Source organism: Bradyrhizobium sp., from assembly GCF_035652035.1.
In the GTDB taxonomy this organism is placed as follows: domain Bacteria; phylum Pseudomonadota; class Alphaproteobacteria; order Rhizobiales; family Xanthobacteraceae; genus Bradyrhizobium.
Genome location: NZ_DASREO010000015.1, coordinates 48908 through 69384 on the forward strand (window position 1 = coordinate 48908; position 20477 = coordinate 69384).

21 protein-coding genes and 1 pseudogene are annotated in these 20477 nt (G+C 61.2%); 12 read left to right on the forward strand and 10 right to left on the reverse strand.

The annotated features are described in order from the left end of the window. Positions 1-8: 8 nt before the first annotated feature. Complete coding sequence (gene hpaR, locus VFB05_RS05155) at positions 9-446, forward strand: homoprotocatechuate degradation operon regulator HpaR (protein ID WP_325009529.1); 438 nt, start codon at positions 9-11, stop codon at positions 444-446. Between the two features lie 36 nt (positions 447-482). Here hpaR and VFB05_RS05160 read toward each other — a convergent pair whose 3' ends face one another. The 3 genes from VFB05_RS05160 to VFB05_RS05170 all read right to left on the reverse strand — a co-directional run bounded on the left by VFB05_RS05160 (position 483) and on the right by VFB05_RS05170 (position 2734). After that, positions 483-1061, reverse strand: a complete 579-nt coding sequence (locus tag VFB05_RS05160) for an amino acid synthesis family protein (protein ID WP_325009531.1) — start codon at positions 1059-1061, stop codon at positions 483-485. Positions 1062-1069: 8 nt separating this feature from the next. Beyond that, on the reverse strand, positions 1070-1933 hold the full coding sequence (locus VFB05_RS05165) for a fumarylacetoacetate hydrolase family protein (RefSeq protein ID WP_325009533.1): 864 nt from the start codon (positions 1931-1933) through the stop codon (positions 1070-1072). A 99-nt stretch (positions 1934-2032) separates the two neighbouring features. Further along, positions 2033-2734, reverse strand: coding sequence for a GntR family transcriptional regulator (locus VFB05_RS05170; protein WP_325009791.1), 702 nt, complete (start codon positions 2732-2734; stop codon positions 2033-2035). Positions 2735-2846: 112 nt separating this feature from the next. Between VFB05_RS05170 and VFB05_RS05175 the strand changes: the two genes are divergently transcribed. The 5 genes from VFB05_RS05175 (at position 2847) to VFB05_RS05195 (ending at position 9017) form a co-directional block, all read left to right on the forward strand. Continuing rightward, a complete protein-coding gene (locus VFB05_RS05175) occupies positions 2847-3839 on the forward strand; it encodes a zinc-dependent alcohol dehydrogenase family protein (RefSeq protein ID WP_325009535.1) in 993 nt (330 codons plus the stop codon). A gap of 67 nt (positions 3840-3906) precedes the next feature. Continuing rightward, complete coding sequence (locus tag VFB05_RS05180) at positions 3907-4887, forward strand: tripartite tricarboxylate transporter substrate binding protein (protein WP_325009537.1); 981 nt, start codon at positions 3907-3909, stop codon at positions 4885-4887. A gap of 49 nt (positions 4888-4936) precedes the next feature. Next, the gene (locus tag VFB05_RS05185; protein WP_325009539.1) at positions 4937-6412 is read left to right on the forward strand and encodes an amidohydrolase family protein; all 1476 of its coding nucleotides are present in this window, start codon (positions 4937-4939) and stop codon (positions 6410-6412) included. Then, positions 6412-7077: a VOC family protein gene (locus VFB05_RS05190; protein ID WP_325009541.1), complete on the forward strand. Its 666-nt coding sequence runs from the start codon at positions 6412-6414 to the stop codon at positions 7075-7077. The genes VFB05_RS05185 and VFB05_RS05190 overlap by 1 nt, the downstream gene beginning before the upstream one ends. 905 nt (positions 7078-7982) lie before the next feature. Next, the gene (locus tag VFB05_RS05195) at positions 7983-9017 is read left to right on the forward strand and encodes an Rv1681 family radical SAM protein (RefSeq protein WP_325009543.1); all 1035 of its coding nucleotides are present in this window, start codon (positions 7983-7985) and stop codon (positions 9015-9017) included. 47 nt (positions 9018-9064) lie between these two features. Here VFB05_RS05195 and VFB05_RS05200 read toward each other — a convergent pair whose 3' ends face one another. Then, positions 9065-9910, reverse strand: a complete 846-nt coding sequence (locus tag VFB05_RS05200; protein ID WP_325009545.1) for a phosphate/phosphite/phosphonate ABC transporter substrate-binding protein — start codon at positions 9908-9910, stop codon at positions 9065-9067. Positions 9911-9994: 84 nt separating this feature from the next. Then, positions 9995-11140, reverse strand: coding sequence for an acyl-CoA dehydrogenase family protein (locus VFB05_RS05205; protein WP_325009547.1), 1146 nt, complete (start codon positions 11138-11140; stop codon positions 9995-9997). Between the two features lie 492 nt (positions 11141-11632). Here VFB05_RS05205 and VFB05_RS05210 point away from each other — a divergent pair, with 492 nt between their 5' ends. Genes VFB05_RS05210 through VFB05_RS05230 form a run of 5 tightly spaced genes read left to right on the forward strand, consistent with a single transcriptional unit; the run spans position 11633 to position 16161 of the window. Further along, positions 11633-12304, forward strand: a complete 672-nt coding sequence (locus VFB05_RS05210; protein ID WP_325009549.1) for a nucleoside phosphorylase — start codon at positions 11633-11635, stop codon at positions 12302-12304. After that, positions 12301-13002, forward strand: a complete 702-nt coding sequence (locus tag VFB05_RS05215) for a TIGR04282 family arsenosugar biosynthesis glycosyltransferase (protein ID WP_325009551.1) — start codon at positions 12301-12303, stop codon at positions 13000-13002. Before VFB05_RS05210 ends, VFB05_RS05215 begins: the two co-directional genes overlap by 4 nt. A gap of 5 nt (positions 13003-13007) precedes the next feature. Then, the gene (locus tag VFB05_RS05220; protein WP_325009793.1) at positions 13008-14369 is read left to right on the forward strand and encodes a glycosyltransferase 87 family protein; all 1362 of its coding nucleotides are present in this window, start codon (positions 13008-13010) and stop codon (positions 14367-14369) included. Next, the gene (locus VFB05_RS05225) at positions 14369-15448 is read left to right on the forward strand and encodes a radical SAM protein (protein ID WP_325009553.1); all 1080 of its coding nucleotides are present in this window, start codon (positions 14369-14371) and stop codon (positions 15446-15448) included. Before VFB05_RS05220 ends, VFB05_RS05225 begins: the two co-directional genes overlap by 1 nt. Beyond that, positions 15445-16161 carry a glycosyltransferase family 2 protein gene (locus VFB05_RS05230; protein ID WP_325009556.1) on the forward strand — a complete coding sequence of 239 codons (717 nt, stop codon included), beginning with the start codon at positions 15445-15447 and terminating at the stop codon, positions 16159-16161. The genes VFB05_RS05225 and VFB05_RS05230 overlap by 4 nt, the downstream gene beginning before the upstream one ends. A 16-nt stretch (positions 16162-16177) precedes the next feature. Here the strand turns inward: VFB05_RS05230 and VFB05_RS05235 are convergent, their stop codons facing one another. Both VFB05_RS05235 and VFB05_RS05240 read right to left on the reverse strand, forming a co-directional pair. Next, positions 16178-16921, reverse strand: a complete 744-nt coding sequence (locus VFB05_RS05235; protein WP_325009558.1) for a class I SAM-dependent methyltransferase — start codon at positions 16919-16921, stop codon at positions 16178-16180. A 27-nt stretch (positions 16922-16948) separates the two neighbouring features. Further along, positions 16949-17605 carry a DoxX family protein gene (locus VFB05_RS05240; protein ID WP_325009560.1) on the reverse strand — a complete coding sequence of 219 codons (657 nt, stop codon included), beginning with the start codon at positions 17603-17605 and terminating at the stop codon, positions 16949-16951. Between the two features lie 176 nt (positions 17606-17781). Here VFB05_RS05240 and VFB05_RS05245 point away from each other — a divergent pair. Then, positions 17782-18063 (forward strand): annotated as a pseudogene (locus VFB05_RS05245) (DUF3734 domain-containing protein); the annotation flags it as partial. A 139-nt stretch (positions 18064-18202) separates the two neighbouring features. Here VFB05_RS05245 and VFB05_RS05250 read toward each other — a convergent pair. The 3 genes from VFB05_RS05250 to VFB05_RS05260 form a co-directional block, all read right to left on the reverse strand. Next, positions 18203-18958, reverse strand: a complete 756-nt coding sequence (locus VFB05_RS05250; RefSeq protein WP_325009562.1) for a hypothetical protein — start codon at positions 18956-18958, stop codon at positions 18203-18205. 692 nt (positions 18959-19650) lie between these two features. Beyond that, the gene (locus tag VFB05_RS05255) at positions 19651-20148 is read right to left on the reverse strand and encodes a hypothetical protein (RefSeq protein ID WP_325009563.1); all 498 of its coding nucleotides are present in this window, start codon (positions 20146-20148) and stop codon (positions 19651-19653) included. A 13-nt stretch (positions 20149-20161) separates the two neighbouring features. After that, positions 20162-20470 (reverse strand): hypothetical protein, encoded by a 309-nt coding sequence (locus VFB05_RS05260; protein ID WP_325009564.1) that lies wholly within the window; start codon positions 20468-20470, stop codon positions 20162-20164. Positions 20471-20477: the final 7 nt, after the last annotated feature.

Here is a 20477-nt window from a genome sequence, read left to right on the forward strand (position 1 = left end):
TTCCGCTCATGCTGTTGCAGGCGAGGGAAGTGCTGCTCCAGCATTTTCGCCCGATCTTCCAGGCCCATGGTCTGACTGAACAGCAATGGCGCATTTTGCGAGTAGTCAGCGATTACGATCGGCTGGAGCAGCACGAGATTGCATCGCTTTGCCAGATCTCCGCACCGAGTTTGTCAAATATCCTCTCTTACCTGGAGGAAGCCAGATATGTTGCGCGCGAGCGGAGCAGAGACGATCAAAGAAAGGTCTTTGTGACGCTCGCCAAACGTGGGCAAACACTGGTCAAAGAGATCATGCCGGATGTCAACGCACGCTACCAGGAGCTTGAAAGGGCTCTGGGAATGGAGCTGATGTGTTCGCTGTTTTCAGTGCTCGATCGGCTATTGAGCCTGCCGCGCGATGTTGTCGATTCGTCCACGAAGAGTTCCAAGCGAGGCCCCAATTGATTGCGGCCCTGTCGTGACTTCTCTAGTCGCAGCCTGTCAGCGCTGGCCATCATGTACAGAAATGTCCGACACCGCCAACCCGCCGATGCGCGCGTGTGGTCGCCCGCCGGTCGCCATAACGAGACCAAACGCAATCTCATCGCGCCGCGGCGCATCCCAGAGCGTCATCTCCGCCGTGCCGAAATGACTGCGCACATAACACGCGTGGATGTGGCCCAGTGGGACCATGAGGCGCGTGCCCGGGCCTCCGATGGTCTTGGCCGCCGGCACAATCGCCTTGGGTTGACCGAGCACCTCACGCATGCCCTGGCCGCCGGCTTCGTGCCAGACGGCGCCGTGTTCGAGTTCCCCGTCTTCACCGACGATGATGCCCTTGCCGTAGGCTTCGATGTGTGAGGCGCCGCCAAGTTGCGCGATCAGGCGCGTTGCGAGCTCGTGTCCAAGCTCACGCAAGGCCGCTTGGAACGGCATCAGATTGGGTTCGTAGCGACCGGCGAAGGGATTGCGGATGACCGCAACGGCCGTTCCGACCAACAGCGGCTTCTCCAGGCGAGGCCCGCGCTCATGCCAGATCTCCTCGACACTGAGCGCGGTCTTGCGAACATCGTAGGACATGCGCGCCTCTATGCTTCGTCGACGACAGGATTGCGCAGCACGCCGATGTTCTCGATCTCGACTTCGACCACGTCGCCGGGCTTGAGGAAGATCGGCGGCTTGCGGGTGAAGCCGACGCCGGCCGGCGTGCCGGTGGCGATGACGTCGCCGGGAACGAGGTCGAAAATGGTCGAGCAGTATTCGATTAGCCTCGGGATCGAGAAGATCAGCATCGAAGTGTTCGAGGACTGCACCGTTTCGCCGTTGACGCGCGTTTCCAGCTTTAGCTTGGCGGGATCGCCGATTCCGTCCGGCGTAACGAGCCACGGTCCGAACGGACCGGTGCCGACGAAGTTCTTGCCGGAGGCAATTTGCCCGGCATGGCGCTGCCAGTCGCGCACGCTGACGTCGTTGTAGATCGAATAGCCCGCCACGTGATTCCAGGCGTCGGCCTGGCTGATGTGGCGACCGCCCTTGCCGATGACGACGGCGAGCTCGCCCTCCCAGTCGAAATTGTCCGAGACCTTCGGCCGGATCACCGGCGCGTTGTGGCCGACCTGGGAGCGCCAAACCCGCAGGAAGATCGGCGGAAACTCAGTGATCTCGCGCTTCATGCCGAACGCCACCGCCTCGTTGTGGTGGTCGAGATAATTGCGCACGGCGCAGACGATCTTTTCGGGACGCGGGATCACGGGAAGGTATTTGACGTCAGCCAGCGCCATCGTCGGCTTGTGTTCGGCGACAATGGCCTCGCGGCGCGCGTAGTCGTCGCTGCCGAGGAAGTCGGCGAGCGTCGGATATTGGGGAAGGGCGCGGCAGAGATCGACCACGCCATTTTCGACAACGGCTCCCCAGCTTTCCCGACTTCCATCCAAGAACGACAGCAGCTTCATGGATTTAACCCAAAATTTCGCATTTTTCGATATTTGGCATTATTTTCGAAAATCGCCGAAGATGCAAGCCTGGCGCCGGTGAAAAATGCCGACGCCGCTCTATTCGGTCTCGAGCAGGTGCCCGGCGTATTTCGCGACATTGTCCGCAGTGGTGCGGATATGGGTCTCGATCAGCTGCACGGCGAGATCGGCATTGCGTGATATGGCGGCTTGCATGATCGCCTGGTGCTCGCCGGCCTTGTCGCGGGGGCGCGGTCGGAAATTGGCCGACAGATGCCGGTAGCGCTCGGCGCGGTCGAACAGCTCGGCGCGGATCCCGAGCAGGGTCGCAGAGCCGCAGGCGGAGACTAGCGCCTGGTGGAACTGCCTGTGGGCGATCTTCCATTCGGGATCGCGCAGCGGATGCTCCGGATCCCGTTGTTCGATGCGCTTTAGCCTGTGCAGAGTGGAGATGACGGCAATCTCCCAGTCGTCATCGCCCTTCTGGATCGCGCGGCGGATCAATTCCACTTCGATGAGGACCCGGGCGTCGGTGACCTCCACAAGATCCTGCCGGCTGACCGGCGCAACGCGAAATCCGCGCTGCTCCTGGGCGTCGACCAGGCCCTCGGCGGCGAGGGCGGTCAGCGCCTCGCGCAAAGTGGTGAAGCTCGCGCCGAAACGCTCGCGCAAGACGTCGAACCTCAACGGCTCGCCGGGGGGCAGGCCGCAGGTCACGATCTCCTCGCGCAGCCGATGGGTGATGTCGGCGGCGATGGTCTTGCCGAATTCCTTGCGTGGGCGAATGGCGCTCTCAGGCATGGTCCTGCCCATGAATCGATGCCTCAAGATGCCGCGCCAATGAGCATCTTGCAATAATTTTCGCAACAGATAGTATTTTCGAAAATTCGGTGATGAAGGGGAAGCGACGTCGATGAAGGCAGTCTTAGTGCATCAGCCGGGGGGGCCGGAGGCCCTGGAAGTAGTTGAGCTCCCCCTGCCTACACCCGGTCATGGCCAAGTGCAGATCCGGGCCGAGGCGTTCGGAGTTGGGCAGCCGGACGTGCTGATCCGTCGGGGCGTGTACAAATGGATGCCGCCGCTGCCGGCTAATCCTGGGAATGACGTTGCGGGTCGCATTTCTGCCTTCGGGGCCGGCGTCGAGGGTTTCGCCATTGGCCAGAAAGTCCTGCTGAGTGCGCGAGACCTGCCCCACCGCGGCGGTTGCTACGCCGAGTATGTCGTCGCTCCGGCCGACGCCGTCCATACGCTTCCTGACGACGCCGATCTGGAAGCTGCAGTGTGCCTTTCGAACTACCAGGTGGCCTACGCGCTCCTGCACGAGTGCCGTCATCACCGCGCGCCGGCCAGCGTGCTGGTGATTGGCGCCGCAGGCGGAGTCGGCACCGCGCTGGTACAACTCGCCAAACTTGCGCAGATGACGGTGATCGGCACCGTCTCGACCGAAGAGAAGGCCTCCTTCGCGCGCCGCAACGGCGCCGATCACCTGATCTTCTACCGCAGCGAAGATGTCGTGGCTCGGACTCGCGAATTGACCAGCGGCGAGGGCGTCGGCGTGGTGCTGGACCACGTCTGTGGGCCTGAATTCACCGGCTATCTCGGCGCGCTCGGCAGATGGGGCACGCTCCTCTCATACAATGCCTTCGCCGGATTGCCGGAAGAGAACCTGATGGCGGCGATGCGCAATCATCTCGACATATGCCCGGCCGTTCGCTGCTTCTCCTTCCACATCTACGACCAAGATCGCGATGGGCATCGCGCGCTCATGCGCAACGTGATCGACGCACTAAGCCGGGGCGCGATCAGGCCGGCGATTTCGGCGCGATTGAAGCTCGAAGACGTCAGGAAGGCTCATGCGCTGCTCGAAAAGGGCTCCGCACTGGGCAAGATCGTCATGACGACATAGCGCGTATTGCAATGAAGAAACTGTCGCTCCGATGCGGCCAAGAAGCAAACTGAGGGAGGGCGTGCCGATGCGCATCACAACACGTCTTACTGCAGCAATTCTTTTCGTTCTCAGCGGTTTATTTAGCGTCTCCGAGGCGTATGCGGACAATTATCCTTCGCGCCCGATACGCTTGCTGCATGGATTTGCCGCCGGCGGCGCAGCTGACACTTTGTCGCGCATCATCGCGGACGGGCTATCGAAGAGGCTTGGGCAACCCGTCGTGGTCGAGGCTAAACCAGGCGCTGGCGGCAACATTGCAGCTGACGCCGTCGCCAAGTCCGAGCCCGACGGATACACGATAGGGCTTGTCACAGGTGCCCATGCGATCTCCGCCGCGACCTATAAGCAGTTGAACTATCAGCCGGTCGAGAGCTTCGACATGATCTCAACGGTTGTCTACTACGCGCTCGTGGTCGCGGTGCGAAGCGACTCCCCCGCCAAGACACTGGGTGAGCTGATCGCGATCGCCAAGGAAAAGCCGGGCGCTCTCAGCTTCGGCTCGGTTGGCTTCGGAAGCACGCATCACCTCGCGGGCGAATTGCTGAATTCGATGGCCGGAATCGATATCGTTCATGTGCCCTACCGCGGCGACGCTCAAACCGTAACTGCTCTGCTCGGTGGCGAGGTGCCGGTCATCATTGCCACGCCTGTCCTGATTGCCTCGCAAATCCAGAGCGGTGCTATGCGCGGGCTTGCGGTGACTGCGCCATCGCGGATCGCGTTGTTGCCGAACGTACCGACCATCGATGAGGCGGGCGTGAAGGGTTATGACGTTCGTACGTGGGCGGGATTGCTGGCTCCAAAGGGCACGCCCCCCGCCATCATCAACGCGCTCAACGCTGCAACGCTGGACGCCCTCAAGGATCCGGAAGTCAAGCAGCGACTGGAAACGGCCACCGGCGGAGAGGTTCGCGGAAGTTCGCCGGAGGAGATGAAGAAGCTCATCGAAACGGAGATTGTGAAATGGAAGGGGGTCGTTGAACGGACGAAGTTGCCACGAATCTGACCTCAAGGCTCTCTCACAACGTCAACGAAGCAATATCAGGGGCAACACTATGGATCGCCGCTCGTTTGTGAAAGCTCTTCTCGCTTGCTCTGCCGCCTCGACTATCGGTGGCATCCAGCGCAGTTCAGGTGCCGAATTCATTCTTGATGCCCGAAAGGTTCCGCAAACGGACAGAGTGCTCATCAAGGGTGGGTCTCTGGTCACGATGAACTCCGCGTTGCCCGATTTTGTGGGCGACCTGCTGATCGAAGGCGGAAAGATCGCGGCCATCGATCGCACGATCGAAGCCGGAAATGCAGAGGTGGTCGACGCGAGCCGTCTAATTGTAGCCCCCGGTTTCGTCGAAACCCATCGGCACACCTGGCAATCCTGCCTCAGGCACCTCGGCGCCAACTGGAGTGCGGCCCAGTACTTCGCGAACAATTTCTTCAAGTTCGGCGTGGTGATGCGTCCGGAAGACGTCTATGCCGCCAATCTGATCGGCCGACTCGCTGCATTGGATGACGGCATCACCACGCTGGTCGACTGGTCGCACATCATGAACAGTCCGGCCCATGCGGACGCCGCGGTGCAAGGCTTGCGCGACGTTCCCGCGCGGTCGGTCTTTGCGATGGGATGGCCCCAGGCGCCCGATCCGTCAAAGTGGATCGTCAAAAGCACTCAGGGCATCCCTGACGATATCAGGCGAGTGCGCAAACAGCACTTCAGCGCCGACGGCGGGCTTGTCACGATGGCGATGGCGGGCAGGGGGCCCGATTTTGCCGTGATTCCCCAAGTCGCGCGCGATCTGTCGATCGCACGTGAACTCGGTATACCCACGACGATCCACATAGGCTTTGCGAGTCCCGGCGGGATAAAGGCCATGAAAGAGGCGGGATTGCTTGGCCCCGACATCACTCACGTGCATGTCAAAGACAGTACAGATGAGGAGCTCCAGTTTATCCGTGACTCAGGCGGGACCGTCTCGATTTCTCCGCTCGACGAAATGCTCCGGGTTCGGTGGCGCCGAGGTTTGCCTCCGGTCGTGCGGACATTGGAACGCGGCCTTGTCACCAGTTTGAGCTGCGACGGCGAGTCGACATCTTCCGGTGATATGTTCTCGATCATGAAGAACACGCTTGCGGTCGGACGATTCCAAGCAAGCAACCCGGCAGACGATCGATCGGAGCCGGCCAATTGGAACGCGGCAAGCGTCATATCGACGCGGCAGGTCTTTCAGATGGCGACACTCGAGGGCGCGAAGACAGCGGGGCTCGAGAAGGTCGCCGGCTCTCTCGCGGTCGGAAAGAGCGCTGACCTTCTGCTGCTCCAGGCGGACAATCTAGCTTACTATCCCCTGCAGAATCCGGTCGATGCCATGGTTGGGGCGGCAGACGCTGGATGTATTGAGGCGGTCTTTGTCGCGGGCAAGCCCGTCAAGTTTGGTGGAAAGCTCATTGACGACGCCCTCGTCGCCAAGGCCCGCCGGCTGGCTTCGGAATCGCGGGACTATTTGTTCCAGAGGGTCGGATTTGCCCGCGGCTGATGAAGGACCAGCCGCGGCCGGCACTGGCAACCACCTCGCTCGACGTTCTTGTCGAGCAAGAACTGTTTATCTGGGAGATCAACATGACTGAAGCCACATCGAAGGCTGAATCCTCGCTGCAATCACGTCCGAACCTCAGCCACGTAGGTATCTATGTCTGGGACATCAAGAAGATTGAGGACTTCTACTGCAGGACCCTCGACCTGGTGGTTACGGATCGCGGTGTCGGCAGCCGCTTCCAAAACCAACTCGTTTTCATGAGCTCGCAACCGAACATGCATCATCAGCTGGCGCTTGCCTCGGGCAGAGCGCAAAACGCTCCTAGCACTGTGATGCAGCTGTCCTTCAAAGTCACAAATTTGGATCAGCTTCGTTCCGCACGCACCAAAGCCTTGGCAAACGGCGCAACCGAGATGTTCGGTCTGAACCACGGCAATGCCTGGTCGATCTACTTCAACGACCCCGAGGGCAATCTGGTCGAAGTCTATGTGGATACGCCGTTCTATGTGCCGCAACCGCACGGCGATCCGCTTGAACTTGAAAAGACCGATGAGCAGCTGTTGCGTGAGACCGAGGAAGCCTGCCGAAAGGACCCCGGCTTCATGCTCGTTTCCGAGTGGGAGGCACTGATGTCGCAGCGTTTGGAAAATGACAAGGCTCACTGATCCAAGCCGTCGTAAGCGAGTTGGTGTGTGGTGATCACCAAAATGCGCTGCGAAGGAGGTACCCGCCGGTTTTGGCAACGGCGGACAAATCTAACCGATGGCCTCCTTCACGACCTTGCTCTTGAGCGCGATGGCGGCGCTGACCTCTTATGCTTCTTAACACGTGCGGGTAAGGCGTCACCTTTTTGCGTGATCATTCGGCGCTGATCGCTAAAGCATGAGGACAATAGGGTCGGGGTTCGAGTCGCTCCCGGCTACGCGGCGCCTCGATATGCTGCCCTGAGCTATGATCTTGCGGGATTTCGCGCGGACAGTAGCGACCCCCGAAGGCTGCTCAGGGCGCGGCCTCCGATCTCTAAACTCGTCTTCGTGCAATAAGTGCGGCTCGGACTGAAGATCTACTGAAAGCGCGCTCGTGATCCGCGGACATCAGATTTGCTGGACGCGGCGTCCTCTATCAGCCCAACAAGAAGCGTCTGATCTCGTTGGCAACCGTGCCGCCTTCCGTCTCAAGCGCAAAGTGACGGGTGTCCAGAAAAACGATGCGCGTGTCTGGACCGTTCGTGCTGATGCACTCAATTATCTAGCCTGCGACGCCCATTGGGCGGCTGGAAATTGATCGCCGGAATGTGACCCTCCGCCTGTAACCGAGCTGGCTGCGTCGCCGAATAATGGGAGGTCTGGTACGCGTGAACCCGAGGGTGAGGGCAGTTTCTTCATGACGCAAAGGGGACAGCTCCGGATGGCGTTTGACCGTGTGCATGGCTATCAGGAACGTGCAAAAGAACATGATTTATTGATTTTGCTGCATGTTTGACGGAAAATTATGGGGTTACCTTTGCCTGCTGGCGCGATCTCTCCGCTGCGAAACTGGCGCAATGGCCCTGGGGACCGAGGATTCATGCATGCGGATCAACGCGAACGTTGAACTCGACGCCGGCACCAAGACCTTTGCCTCGGGCCTGCTGCCGGAGTTGATCGCAGCATTGCGCCGCAGTGATAAGGGCGATCTCGTGGCCGTGATCAGCGATGATCCGAGCATTGGCCGCGAGCTCGAATCCTGGTGCCGCTTCACCCGCAACAGCTTGATCGATACGGCAGTCGAAGAGGGGCGTACGCGCTGCGTTTTCCGGTACGGCGAGCCTCCTGAGAACGTCGGAGAAGATCGGCCTGTCGGCTCTCGCCTGTGGCTCTACACCAACTTTGACTGCAACCTGGCCTGCGACTATTGCTGCGTGCGCTCGTCACCCAAAGCGCAGCGGCGGGAACTCGGCATCGAGCGGGTGCGGCGGATCGCCATGGAGGCAACAGAGCTCGGCGTGAGCGAGATCTTTGTGACCGGTGGCGAGCCATTCATGCTGCCGGACATTGGCGAGATCCTTGTCGCGTGTGCGGCAGCGGCGCCGACCACGGTCCTCACCAACGGCATGCTGTTTGCCGGCAGCAGGCTTGAAACCTTGCGCGCGTTGCCGCGCGACCGCATCACCTTCCAGATCAGCCTCGACAGTCCGACGCCGGAGCGCCACGATAGTCATCGTGGTAAGGGGACATGGGCGCGCGCCTGGAATGGAATCCAGAGGGCCCGCGCCGAAGGATTCCGAGTGCGCTTGGCGGCGACAGTGTCGAGCGATGCCGAGGCACAGGAGTTTCGCAGCTTCCTTGCCGCCCATGACGTCAGAGAGGAAGACCGGGTGATCAGGCGAATTGCGCTGCGCGGCACCGCCATGGAGGGCGTCGCCCTGGCAAGAGCGGACCTGGTCCCCGAGGTGACGATTACGGCGGACGGCGTGTTCTGGCATCCGGTCGGGGCCGAGGATAGCGACCTCTTGGTCAGCCACGACATCTTTCCGCTGGCCCAATCTTTTGCGGCCGTACGCCGCGCGTTCGATCGCGAATCCGACCACCAGCGCCGGTTGGCGAGGATCTTCAATTGCGCCTGAAGCGGTGGAAGCTGCGCTGAGGGCGGAGTGAGCCGTCGGCCCGGCCCCTAAACCGAAGGCCGCGTTAAAAATCCCTGTTGCAAGGAGGCCTCCCGCAACTCGGCATAGGCCTCAAGCTGCGGCGCGATCCATTGGCGTAGCCCTTCCGCTTCGAGCACCGCCCGATGCGCTGGATTATCGAAGCTCATGCCGAATAGGGCTTTGGCAAACTGTTGCTCCAGCGCCGGATCCAGATCGGATCGAGCGGTGAACATGCAGTGATTATAAGGCTGCGATGTCCAGATTTCAGTGAGCGCGCCTTCCGGCACCAGACGCTCGCTGCGCACGGCATTCCAGAACGGGCTGCCGATTGCACCGGCATCGGCGCGACCGTCGAGGACTGCGCGAACGACGTCGGACTCGCTGGTCCCAGTGTCGCCATGCTTGCCGAGATCGGTGTTGAAGCGGAGCGTTTGGTAGTCTTTCCCTTCAGCCAGCCCCTCGCGCTGGAGAAAATAAACCGGGAGAATTGCCGCATGGCCGCTGTCGCGGCTGCCGAGTGCAAGGGTACGATTCTTGAGATCGGCAAGGGCCGCCACCGGTCCGCCAGTTACTGCGACAATCTTGGTCATCCAGCCGACATCGGTATCGCGCATCGCGATGGGTCGACAACGCTTGTCGCTCCAGGCATCGGCCTGGATAAAAGCGAGATTTGTATTCCAGGCGATGTCGATCCTTGGCAGCTGCTCACCAGACGAGGCGAGCAGTGCGGCGACCTGCGTCTCGTAGCTCTGAAACAGCACCACTTCGACCGGCACACGGGCTTCCTCGTGAAAATAGCGTCGCATGCCCTCCCAGATACTGACCACCTTCGGGTCATAGGCGACGGCACCCACCCAGATCGTCCGGCTCATGACGGCTCCTCGCTTGCCAAGCTCAACGTCCAAATGCGATCGATTGCGATACGACCGTTGCCAAGCGGCGCGGCCGCTTCACGTTCAGAACAGCGGTATCCCTAGCACGGCCTTGCCGATGAACTCGCGCAGGACATCGCCCGTCGGCGCCATGACTGCGCCAGCATGGGCATCGCGGAACAATCGCTCGATAGCCAAATGCTTGGAGAACGCAGCGCCTCCGCACACCCGCATCGCTGCCGAGGTGACGGAAATGGCAACATCGCCGGCCGCGGCCTTGCTCTCGAGCACACGCAGCATGGTCGTCTCTCGGGGGCGCTCGAGGTGATCGATCAGGTCGTCGATCCGCCCGGCAAGTCCATCGGTGTCGATCTGCATCGTCGCAAGTTGCGCCCGGAGGGTCGGCAGGCTCTCGCCGAGGGTCTGGCCCAAATGCTCGAAGCGTGCACTGTTGAGATGGGTTGCGGTCCCGGCCACTGCGGCCCGGCAAAGACCCAGTGCGACCGAGGACGTGCCGAGGTTGAACAAGGGTAGCACGACCTCCAGCATCGCCTTGAAGCCGGCACCGTCGTCGGTCAGTTGCAGGCCGGGCTCGAGCTCGCAATCCTCAAGCATCATCGGCGCAGACGCGTTGGCGCGCATTCCGAGGCCATCCCAGGCGCCGGCCACCGACAACCCAGGCGTGGCGCTGGGAAGCAGGTAAAGGGTGGTATCGGTTGGGCCACTTCCATCGGGAGCCAGGGCCGAGACAACGTAGCTTTGCGCCTGGCCGGCGCTGGTTACCCATGATTTCTTGGCGGAGAGACGCAAATTGGCACCATTGCGCTTGGCTCGCGAGACAGGCGCCCAGAAGTGGCTGCGCGATCCCGCCTCGCTGAATGCCAGCGTGGTGAGGTGGCGACCCGCGGCGATGTCTTCCAGCGTCTGTGCCGTTGTCGCACCCGAGCGGGCCGCCGCGATGGTCGCGGTCGCACACAGGTGCATCAAATACACCATCGCAGCGGACGCGTCCGCTTCTGCCAGCGCCGTGACGACAGCAGCGAAGGTTCGCGGTCCCAGCGCCGAGCCGCCCACCTCCGTCGGCAACATGATTCCCAGCAATCCGGCCGAGCCGAGCGCCGCGACCGCCTCGGACGAAAATCGAGCATCCTTGTCGTTTTGCCTGGCTGCCGGCGCAAGAATGCGATCGGCGATGTCCTTTGCCTTCGAAACTGCGATCTCGTGATTCATGTTGGTCCTCGATATCAAGGAGCTACGACGATCGGAGAGGGGCCTTGCACCATGACGGTCCTTCGCATGATGAAGACAGGAACTGGCCTTCTTTATGACTGATGCTAAGCGATCGTCTGTCCTGGATCAACACGAACGAGTGGTGGATCGCAAGGCGCTCGCCGCGTGAGCCGCGAGGGGTAGCAAGTACGCTATAGAAGCTCGCTTCGTTACTTCAACCCATGCCATTTTTGTGACAGCTCCCGCATTTCCGGCCGCGACCTGCGCAGCCGCGGCCGGCTGGTCGCGCTTGCCCGTGGTCGGCGAGAAGGCTACCAATGAGCGACCACGGCGAGACGAGGTTATCCGGAGATGGCGCGCAATGACGGCGGCGTTCCGCCCATTCTGGCGCAAAAACATTATGCCCAACCGTCCGCATTCACGCCGGAGAATCTGCTGCGCGAGGCACGCCGGCAAAAGCGCATCACGGCCTCGCACGTCCCCGAGATCTGCGTGCTCGACCCGGACGGCGATATTGTGCGCAGCCTGCTGGCGCGCGGCGAGGCCAGGCTCGAACCAGGATGGGCCTGCTATCATACCCAGCTCTACTCGTTCAGCCGCGGCGGCATTGATTTCGGAATTGTCGGCTGTGCAGTCGGCGCGTCATACGCTGTGCTGGTCGCCGAGGAAATGTTTGCGTCGGGCTGCAAACTGCTGATCAGCGTCACGTCCTCAGGGCAGATCGTGCCGATACGCAAACCGCCTTATTTCATTGTCATTGAGCGGGCGCTGCGTGACGAAGGGACCAGCTATCACTACATGGCCCCTTCCGATTATTCGCATGCCGATCGCGGGTTGATGGCGGCGTTAGACGGCGCGTTCGCCGCGTTTTCCGTGCCCGTGCTCACGGGCGCGACCTGGACGACGGACGCGCCGTTTCGCGAAACCCAGCCGGCGATCGACGCCATGGTTGAAAGAAATCTGATGGCCGTCGAAATGGAGGCTGCTGCGCTCTACGCCTTCGCACAAGCTCGACAAAAGCCGGTGCTGTGTTTTGCCCATGTGACAAATCAAATGGGGCGCGTCGACGGGGATTTTGAGAAGGGCGAAGGGGACGGCAGTCACGACGCGCTGCAATTGATCGCGATCTCCGCTGATCGTCTGCGCTCCAGGTTCCTGCCATGAGCGCGGCGATCGGGATCATATGCAAGGCGCCGCAGCCCGGCCACTCAAAGACGCGGCTTGCCGCCGCCATAGGCACGGTTGCTGCGTCCGAGCTCTCCGCCTGCTTTTTGCGAGATGTCGCCGCAAGCATCGAGGCCGTACCAGAGGCGCTCGGCAGGCGCGGCTACGGAGTCTATGCGCCGGCCGGGACCGAAGACATTATGCGACGGCTGCTTCCAGCCGGTTTCGGATTGTTGCTGCAGGCCGGCAATGACTTGGGACACGTCTTGCATGGCGCGACGCGTGCACTGCTGGACGCCGGACATGACGGTGTCCTGCTCGTCAATGGCGACAGCCCAACCCTGCCATCCCGCTTGCTGATACAGGCCATCGAAGCCTTGCGCGAACCCGGCGACCGGATGGTGCTTGGGCCGGCGAGCGACGGCGGCTATTACCTCATCGGCTTGAAGCAGGCGCACCGGCACTTGTTCACGCAGATCGCGTGGGGAACGGAAACCGTGGCCCATGCGACACGCGAGCGCGCTGCAGAAATCGGGCTTGCCACGACATTGCTGCCGGAATGGTACGATGTCGACGATATCGAAACCTTGGGTTGGCTCCAGGAAGAGCTGGCCGGGCGTTCGAGCCGCTTTCACGGCGGCGGAGTTGCTCCGGCGAGCAGGGCCTTTCTCAAGGCCGCGCCACAGATAAGCCCGTGAAACGCATGCCAGAGGCTGCCGCAAGTCAATCCTCTCGACTGGCGCGATTGGTCGACAATGTCCCATCACTTCATCTGTTGGCCGGCACGGGTCTTCTCCTGGCTGGTCTGACCGTGATCACTCCCTTTGCTTTCGAGACTTTTGGTGACAACGCCTTTATCGCTCTCGCCATCACCGCAGGTCTCCTGACGTTCGTCGCGACTGGCCTCGCCGAGCGCGCGCCGGCCGATCGTGCCCTATGGGTCATCTTCGCGGTTGGGATCGCGCTGCGAGCGTACGTCCTATTGTTCGATCCACTGCTGTCCAGCGACATCTATCGCTATGTCTGGGATGGCAGGGTGCAGGCCGCCGGCATCAATCCCTATCGCTATGTCCCGGCCGATCAGGCTCTGGCGTTTCTGCGCGACGGCGCGATCTTTCCTCACATCAACCGGGCCGCTACCGCCGTCACGATCTATCCCCCGGTGGCGCAGTTCTTCTTTCTCATCGTGACGCGTGTCGGTGAGAATGTGACTGTGATGCGGCTGGCACTGCTGGGGTGCGAGGCCGTTAGCGTGACACTGATCGTGCTCCTGCTGCGCCGGATCAATCGCCCGGTGGCGCGCGTGGTCGCCTATTTCTGGCATCCGCTTCCGGTGTGGGAGATTGCCAATAGCGGCCATGTCGACGCGCTGCTGGTCGCACTGATGCTGCTGGGCGTGTGGATTGCCCTGACTGGCCATGCTCTCAAGGGGGCGGTCGTGATCGCATTCTCGATGCTGGTCAAGCCGTATACGGCACCGGTGCTGGCCGAAATCTGGCGACCTTGGGACCTCAAGATGCCCCTCGTCGTGATGGCCACTGTCGCGCTTTGTTATGTTCCCTATTTGTCGGTCGGCTGGGGCGTTCTCGGCTTCCTGACCAGAGGATATCTGAACGAAGAGGGGATCATTGCGGGCAATGATCTGTGGCCGCTGGCAGTCTGGCGGCTTGTGTTTGGCGAGCATCGCGGCGATGTTGTTGGCTATGGAGTAGTGGCTGCACTGCTTCTCCTGGTCGTGGGGCTCGCAATGGCCCGCAGCTCTGACCGCGCCATCGCCTCGCGCATTGCTGCAATCAACACACTGTTACTCGTGACCCTGCTGTTGTTGTCGCCGAATTATCCCTGGTATTTTCTGGTGATAACGCCCTTTGTCGCTCTGTGTGGTTCCGCGCCTACCTGGGTGGTATCAATCGGAGCGCTCTTGTTGTCCGAGCAACTCGATTGGGATTTCTACATCCCAAGAATCGTGACAAAATCGCTTCTGTTCGGAGGTCTCTTGCTCGCATGGGGCTTGATGACGTGGAGGACCCACATGCAGCGAACCGCAGAGGCAGGGGTATCGTAATGAGCCTTTCCGATACAGCGGCCCGCGCTCCCGCGTCGTTCGATCCGCGCCGCTATCACGAGTCTGTCTCGGGCGCGCGCACCGAGGTCGCGCAGCGCCCTCCGGTCTGCCTTTATCTGGAGGTGACCAACCGCTGCAATCTGTTGTGCACCACCTGTCCCCGCACCTACGAGGAGCTTGAGCCGCCGGCGGACATGAGTTGGGAGCTGTTCACGTCCATTGTCGACCAGGCTCCTGACCTTGCGCGAGCTGTGTTGCATGGCGTCGGCGAGCCCATGCTGGTCGCGAACCTGCCCCGGATGGTCAGATACCTGAAGGACCGCGGCATCTATGTCCTGTTCAACACCAATGGAACGGTTCTCGGCGAGCGCAACGGCCGCGCGCTGATCGACGCTGGGCTCGACGAACTGCGCGTGTCGCTCGACGCATCAAGCCGTGAAAGCTTCAAGGCGATCCGTGGCAGGGATTACTTCGGCCGGATCATCCGCAACATTCGTGCGTTTCGCGAGCTGCAGGAACGGGAGGGGCATTTGAAGCCGCAGGTTTCCGTGTGGCTCACCGGCCTGAGGGAGACTGTCGAGGAACTCCCGGCATTCGTGAAAGTCGCAGCGGAGATCGGCGTCAAGGAGGTCTATCTGCAGCGGCTGGTATTTTTCGCCGAGAACGCGATTGGCAAGGCAAAGCCGGATCAGGCCCTGTTCGAGCAGCTCACCGAGGGCGAGGCGGTCTATCTGAAACAGGCCGAGGATCTGGCGCGGTCCCTCGGCGTGACCTTCAGCGCATCGGGCGCCGCGAGCGAGCCGGGATTAAGCCTGAAGGGCAGCGGTGACGGTTCGCCCTGGTCGCTCTGCCGGCGACCATGGTCGCTGATGTATTTCACGGCCAACGGCCGCGCTTTGCCGTGCTGTATCGCGCCGTTTTCGCAGCATGGCTATGACAACTACACCCTTGGCCATGCGGGTCAGCAGTCGTTGCAAGAGATCTGGAACGGGCCCGCATACCGAGACTTTCGTGCGGCGCTGCTGTCGGACCAGCCGCCGAAAGCCTGTGCCAATTGCGGCCTGCGCTGGAGCCTGTGAACAAGGTGCCCGTCGTCTCGGCGATCATTCCGTGTCTCGATGAGGAGGCGGCGATTGGCCAGGTCGTGACGGCGGTGCTGGCGCAAAATGTAAATGAGGTCGTCGTCGTCGACGGCGGCTCACGGGACCGCACCGCACAGCGGGCAGAGGCCGCCGGAGCCCGCGTGATCGTCGAACCACGACGCGGCTACGGCCGCGCGATCCAGGCTGGCATCGCCAAATTGCGCGACGACACCGACATTGTCGTCTTTCTCGACGGTGACGGCAGTGATCCCGCCGAATTCGTCTCCGAGCTGGTGAGGCTGATCGCCACAGGCCAGGCTGTCTTCGTGCTCGGCTCGCGCGTTCGCGGTTCACGCGAGCCCGGCAGCCTGGCGCCACAGCAGCTCATCGCGGCCCGCGTCGGCGGACTTCTGCTGCGGCTTGCCTATGGCGCAAGATTCACCGACCTGTCGCCATTTCGTGCCATCCGCCGGGACGAACTCGGCCGTCTCGGCATGAAGGAGGAGACCTATGGCTGGAATTTGGAAATGCTGATGCGGGTCGCAGCCGCGCGGCTGCCGGCAATGGAAATCGCCGTTGGACAGCGATGTCGGATCGGCGGCGTATCGAAGGTCTCCGGCAATCTCGGCGCTGGCGTAAAGGCCGCCTGGTCCATTTCGACGACGTTCGTTCGCCTTGCGCTTGAACTGCGAGCTTCTCAAAGACAGTAGCAATCAGGATCGGTCATCAGCGCGTGCCGGCACGGTCGCCACACGCAACGATGTCGTGCGGGGACTTTCGGCTGGCTTCGTCGGGTGGAGAAAATACGGCCAGGTACCCGCCATCGCCCGCGAGCTGGTAAGTGGCCATCTCGCGATAGCCGACCGCGCAAAGCTCGCAACGCAAGAGCTCTATCGGCGTGCCATGCTCCGATGTTGGGCGTTCGAGGTCGACAATTCCGATGCGCGCACCCGGCTTCAAGGCAGGCGCGAGATTGTAGAGGAAGGCATAGGGCTGGGTGATCTCGTGATACATGTGCACGAGGACGGCGGCATCCAGCACGGACGCGGGCAGGCGAGGGTCGTGCGGTTCGCCCAGCGCGAATTTGACGTTTGTCAGCTTGAGGCGTTCCGTTCGCCTGGCGAGTGCGACGAGGTAATCCCGCGTGACGTCCTCGGCGATGACTGAACCAGTGGGGCCGACGCGAGGCGAGAGCCGGACTGTATGGTAGCCACTGCCTGCACCGATATCGCCGACCGTCATGCCTGGCTTTATTTCAAGAAGACGGGCGATCTCACCGGATTCGTCGAGCGAGTCACGATGCTCCTCAGTTGAGCGGCTCGGGGCGACGATCTGTGCAACCGGGCGCTGCGGCGAGGGGAAATTCTTTGCTGAGAGGCCAGGCGGGGCCAGATAACCGATATCAGAGGCGTATGCGCAAGTTGCGCCCAGCGCCACAACAAGCGTCACTGCGCGGGCCAAGGCCATCATGTGTCCGTCAATCAAGAGAAACTATGACTAGCCCGCGAGGTTGAAGAACCAGCCGACAAGGCCCTTCCCCTCGCGCACGGCGGGGATGTTGCGGCGCAGCCAGGCATCGAGGCCAAGACTTCGTCCGGCGCCTTCCAGCGCAAACAGGAACATCAAGAGGGCGAGAAACATGTACGTCCAAGGCCACTCAGACGAATTGCCGTAAAGGCCAAGCCAGAGTTGCAGCGTATAGGCCAATGCCAGCACGCTCACGAACCGCACCGCAAGCCCAAGGAGCATAGATCCGGCGAAAACCAGCTCGGCAAGAAACACGATCGGTCCAAAGATCGTCATGTGAGGCAACACAACGTCCTTTAGGAAGGTTCGATGAAACTCGAAGGCAGCGCTGGTCGATTCCTGTTCGGTCCAGTATTGCAGGCCGTCGGAGACGGGCAGCGGCAGCTTCCACAGCATGCCCTGGAACCACATGCAGCCGATGAGAACGCGGACCAGCCAGATTCCGAGATGTTGGCCAGTACGTTGTGTCGAATCCTCCTGCCAGTTTCGCACCGCTACGGCGATGCTCGCCAGGAGGAGAGCCCAGAACAGGGCCAGGATCAGATAGCGCCAGCTTCCCTGATGGAGATAATCATTCGTCGTTGCAGTCAGGAAATGCCAGATATCGGTGAAGGGATTGCTGGGCATAGGCGTCTGCTCCGGAAAGTCGAACAATCACTCTACGAGCCGGCTGATCGAAGCGTTACTTTGCGTATCGGGCACACCGGGCGAGTAAATGTAGCGGATTGCCTCGATTTGCCCAAGCGAATCGATGCTGCCGCTGCGCGAATTGATCGGACCAAAGCCTTCGTCACTGACCGGCGTTGCCGGAGAGCGAACGCAATAATCCGGAGGTGCGCGAACTCGCTGGTTACGGCTGTCAGACGCGCATGCATGTGGTTCGCCTGCTCGCGCCACAGCTTGATCGCGAGACCCATACCAAGGACATCGATTTCAGCCCGCGCGGCATCGCGCAGCGCTGGGATGCAGGCTATTCGCACACAAGGGCCGTGCTCGAGCGCGCGCCATGGGCCGGCGAGTTTGATCCGCTGTCAGGGGTCATCCTGCACGAGCAGATGGAAGTGATGCCGGTCGCCGCCAATTGAGGCGTGGCCGGAACGTGGGGTCCGGACAAAACATGCCCGACGCTACGGCGCACCGCTGCGCGGTGAATCGGGCGATGCACCTGAACGTCTGACGATCGCACGCTTTGCGATCAGTCCTCCAGGACGACTGTCCCGCGCTTCATTGCGCGTCGATCCATTTGTCGGACCCCGTCAATTTCACCGACACATCCGTAATGGTAATTCGGAAGGGCTTGCCGTCGATGATCCCGGGGTGGTCTGTTGAGATCAGGAGCGGGCCAGCCTTCTTGTAGTCCGCATATTTGCCCGTAACGAGGTGAGGCGGGTTGGCAGCGCCTCGGTGGTAGGTGATCGCCTCGATGCGTTTGTCCGCACCGACGTAAAGGTCCCAGGTGTCGCCGGGCTGGTAGCCGCCCTCTGACGGGTATTTCATCACGACCTTCCGGGCGGTTCCGTCACCGATTGGCAGCTTCTGCTGGCCTTCATCGGTCGCAACCGCGCCATCCCATAGCAAGTGGAACGGGAGCAGCGTCCAATACTGATCGTTGACGAATGTCGGATCGACATCCTTCTTGACGACATCGCTTTGGCTGTCGAGCTGCGAGCGCTGATAGGTCACTTTGACCGGGTTTCCCTGCTTGTCCTTCCCCTCATAGGACACCGTGTTGGTCTTCGGGCTCCATTCCCATTTGTTGGAGAGTTGATGACCACCCGGCAATTCAGCATTCCAGGTGTATCGCATAGCCTCGATCTGCCCGAATGAATTGAGGCCGAAGGTCTCGGCGATTTGTTGGGCAATCGGCTGATCCTCTGCGCTGGAAGCTGCAGGGACGGCCAACGGAAGGCCGAGGACCACAAGGAATATCAGATTGAGGCGGCTTTTCTTGCTGCGCGTCCGATTGAGGGTTCTGCTCATGTCGAGCTCCTGATTTGGATGCAGATGCGCCGAGCGAGCTGAGGCTCGGTGGTCGAGAGCAAGGTCGGTCCGTCCAGCCGGAACCGGAGTTGAAGAGGCAGCAGGAGCGTTTCGTGTCGCGCACGAAGAGCGCTTCAGCAGGTGCGTCGCACTTGAAGACTGCCCGAACATTCGCCCAAATGCATGGAAATTTCCAGTTGTGTATTGCTGGAGGCCGTTGTCAGTTGCGAGCCGCGGCAATTCATTTGCATGCGGGTGAGATCTGCACGCGCTAGATTTCCTTGAAATACAAAAGGGCGTCTCTTAATCAGCGGGTTCCAGGTTCGAGCCCTGGTGCGCCCACCAACGGAAATCCTTTTTTGCCAATGGCTTCCCGGGATGACGGCCGAGAACAGAAGGGGTCTCGTGCGACGTTTTTTTGGTCGGACCTCGCAGGCCCAGCTTGCCGCGCGCCTTTTCCCTTGGTTCCGGATCTTCACCACATTCACTACAGCGCGCGCATCCGGCGCATAGATCCCGCGCCGAGTGACATTCTTTTGATCACTGAACCCGTCACGCTGCACGCGGTCACAAATCTTTAACATCATGCCATAGGCAGAGGCCGGCGGAACGCCTGCCGTGCGATGTTATGGGATGATCAACTGCGATTGCCGCGAGGAGATGGCCAATCAGGACATGGCGAGCGTAGCGTATCAAGAGTCTTTCTTCGCGCGCAGGCCCCTCAGGACCGAAAGCGCTGCCGGGACGAGCAGCTTTTCCGCCGCGACGTCGAGTGGATTGTGTGCAAACGCGGTTACACTCTGCTTCACATTCCTGATTTCCTGGCCCATCGCGTCGATCGTCAGCTTGAGACCGCGCGCATCCTCCTGAATGGAGTCGAGCGCGGTCTTGCGGACTTCCAGCGCAAGCTCGATTTCAGGTCCTGGACGGGATCTCAGAGCCAGAACAAGCACGATCGCGGCAATCGCGAAATCCGCAAGTGCGACGGCAGCGGCCGCCCAGACGACGCCGATCGGGCCTTGCAGAGCGTTGTAGCCGGCGACATTTGCCATGCCGAGGCCGAACACGCCGATCAGGGCGGCAAAGATGGATAACCCAAGCCGGCGCGCGAGCACGTTGAGCCAGATTTTCCCAATCAGCATGTCGGCCTTGCGCAGCACCTGCAGGTCGCGCAGAAGATGATCGATCATGTATCCCAGCTCCTCATCGCCTTCCCAGCAAGCGCCCGATCAAGATGCCCAAGAGCAATGCACCGGCTACACTCTGCGCCGGATGGGCCGATATGCTCGTCTCGGCCTTCCCGAACAGCTCCGTGATCTCGTCGGCGAGTTGGCGCAGATAATCCTGCCGTTCGATCTCCTCGAGCGGCTTTTGCGGCGCATCCGCGGAGGCTGTCGAACCGACGGCGGGTGATACTACGGGGTCAGTTCTCGCGGCGCGGTCGGCTTTGCCGGCCGCGAGTTCGTCCTGCAGCGATTTCAGTTCACTCGAAACCAGCGCATCGGTTGCCACGTGCTTC

Excerpts from the sequence above, each read along its gene's own strand:
- hpaR (WP_325009529.1), top strand. The coding sequence starts at position 9 with ATGCTGTTGCAGGCGAGGGAAGTGCTGCTCCAGCATTTTCGCCCGATC.
- VFB05_RS05160 (WP_325009531.1), bottom strand. The coding sequence starts at position 1,061 with ATGTCCTACGATGTTCGCAAGACCGCGCTCAGTGTCGAGGAGATCTGG.
- VFB05_RS05165 (WP_325009533.1), bottom strand. The coding sequence starts at position 1,933 with ATGAAGCTGCTGTCGTTCTTGGATGGAAGTCGGGAAAGCTGGGGAGCC.
- VFB05_RS05170 (WP_325009791.1), bottom strand. The coding sequence starts at position 2,734 with ATGCCTGAGAGCGCCATTCGCCCACGCAAGGAATTCGGCAAGACCATC.
- VFB05_RS05175 (WP_325009535.1), top strand. The coding sequence starts at position 2,847 with ATGAAGGCAGTCTTAGTGCATCAGCCGGGGGGGCCGGAGGCCCTGGAA.
- VFB05_RS05180 (WP_325009537.1), top strand. The coding sequence starts at position 3,907 with ATGCGCATCACAACACGTCTTACTGCAGCAATTCTTTTCGTTCTCAGC.
- VFB05_RS05185 (WP_325009539.1), top strand. The coding sequence starts at position 4,937 with ATGGATCGCCGCTCGTTTGTGAAAGCTCTTCTCGCTTGCTCTGCCGCC.
- VFB05_RS05190 (WP_325009541.1), top strand. The coding sequence starts at position 6,412 with ATGAAGGACCAGCCGCGGCCGGCACTGGCAACCACCTCGCTCGACGTT.
- VFB05_RS05195 (WP_325009543.1), top strand. The coding sequence starts at position 7,983 with ATGCGGATCAACGCGAACGTTGAACTCGACGCCGGCACCAAGACCTTT.
- VFB05_RS05200 (WP_325009545.1), bottom strand. The coding sequence starts at position 9,910 with ATGAGCCGGACGATCTGGGTGGGTGCCGTCGCCTATGACCCGAAGGTG.
- VFB05_RS05205 (WP_325009547.1), bottom strand. The coding sequence starts at position 11,140 with ATGAATCACGAGATCGCAGTTTCGAAGGCAAAGGACATCGCCGATCGC.
- VFB05_RS05215 (WP_325009551.1), top strand. The coding sequence starts at position 12,301 with ATGAGCGCGGCGATCGGGATCATATGCAAGGCGCCGCAGCCCGGCCAC.
- VFB05_RS05220 (WP_325009793.1), top strand. The coding sequence starts at position 13,008 with ATGCCAGAGGCTGCCGCAAGTCAATCCTCTCGACTGGCGCGATTGGTC.
- VFB05_RS05225 (WP_325009553.1), top strand. The coding sequence starts at position 14,369 with ATGAGCCTTTCCGATACAGCGGCCCGCGCTCCCGCGTCGTTCGATCCG.
- VFB05_RS05235 (WP_325009558.1), bottom strand. The coding sequence starts at position 16,921 with ATGATGGCCTTGGCCCGCGCAGTGACGCTTGTTGTGGCGCTGGGCGCA.
- VFB05_RS05240 (WP_325009560.1), bottom strand. The coding sequence starts at position 17,605 with ATGCCCAGCAATCCCTTCACCGATATCTGGCATTTCCTGACTGCAACG.
- VFB05_RS05250 (WP_325009562.1), bottom strand. The coding sequence starts at position 18,958 with ATGAGCAGAACCCTCAATCGGACGCGCAGCAAGAAAAGCCGCCTCAAT.
- VFB05_RS05255 (WP_325009563.1), bottom strand. The coding sequence starts at position 20,148 with ATGATCGATCATCTTCTGCGCGACCTGCAGGTGCTGCGCAAGGCCGAC.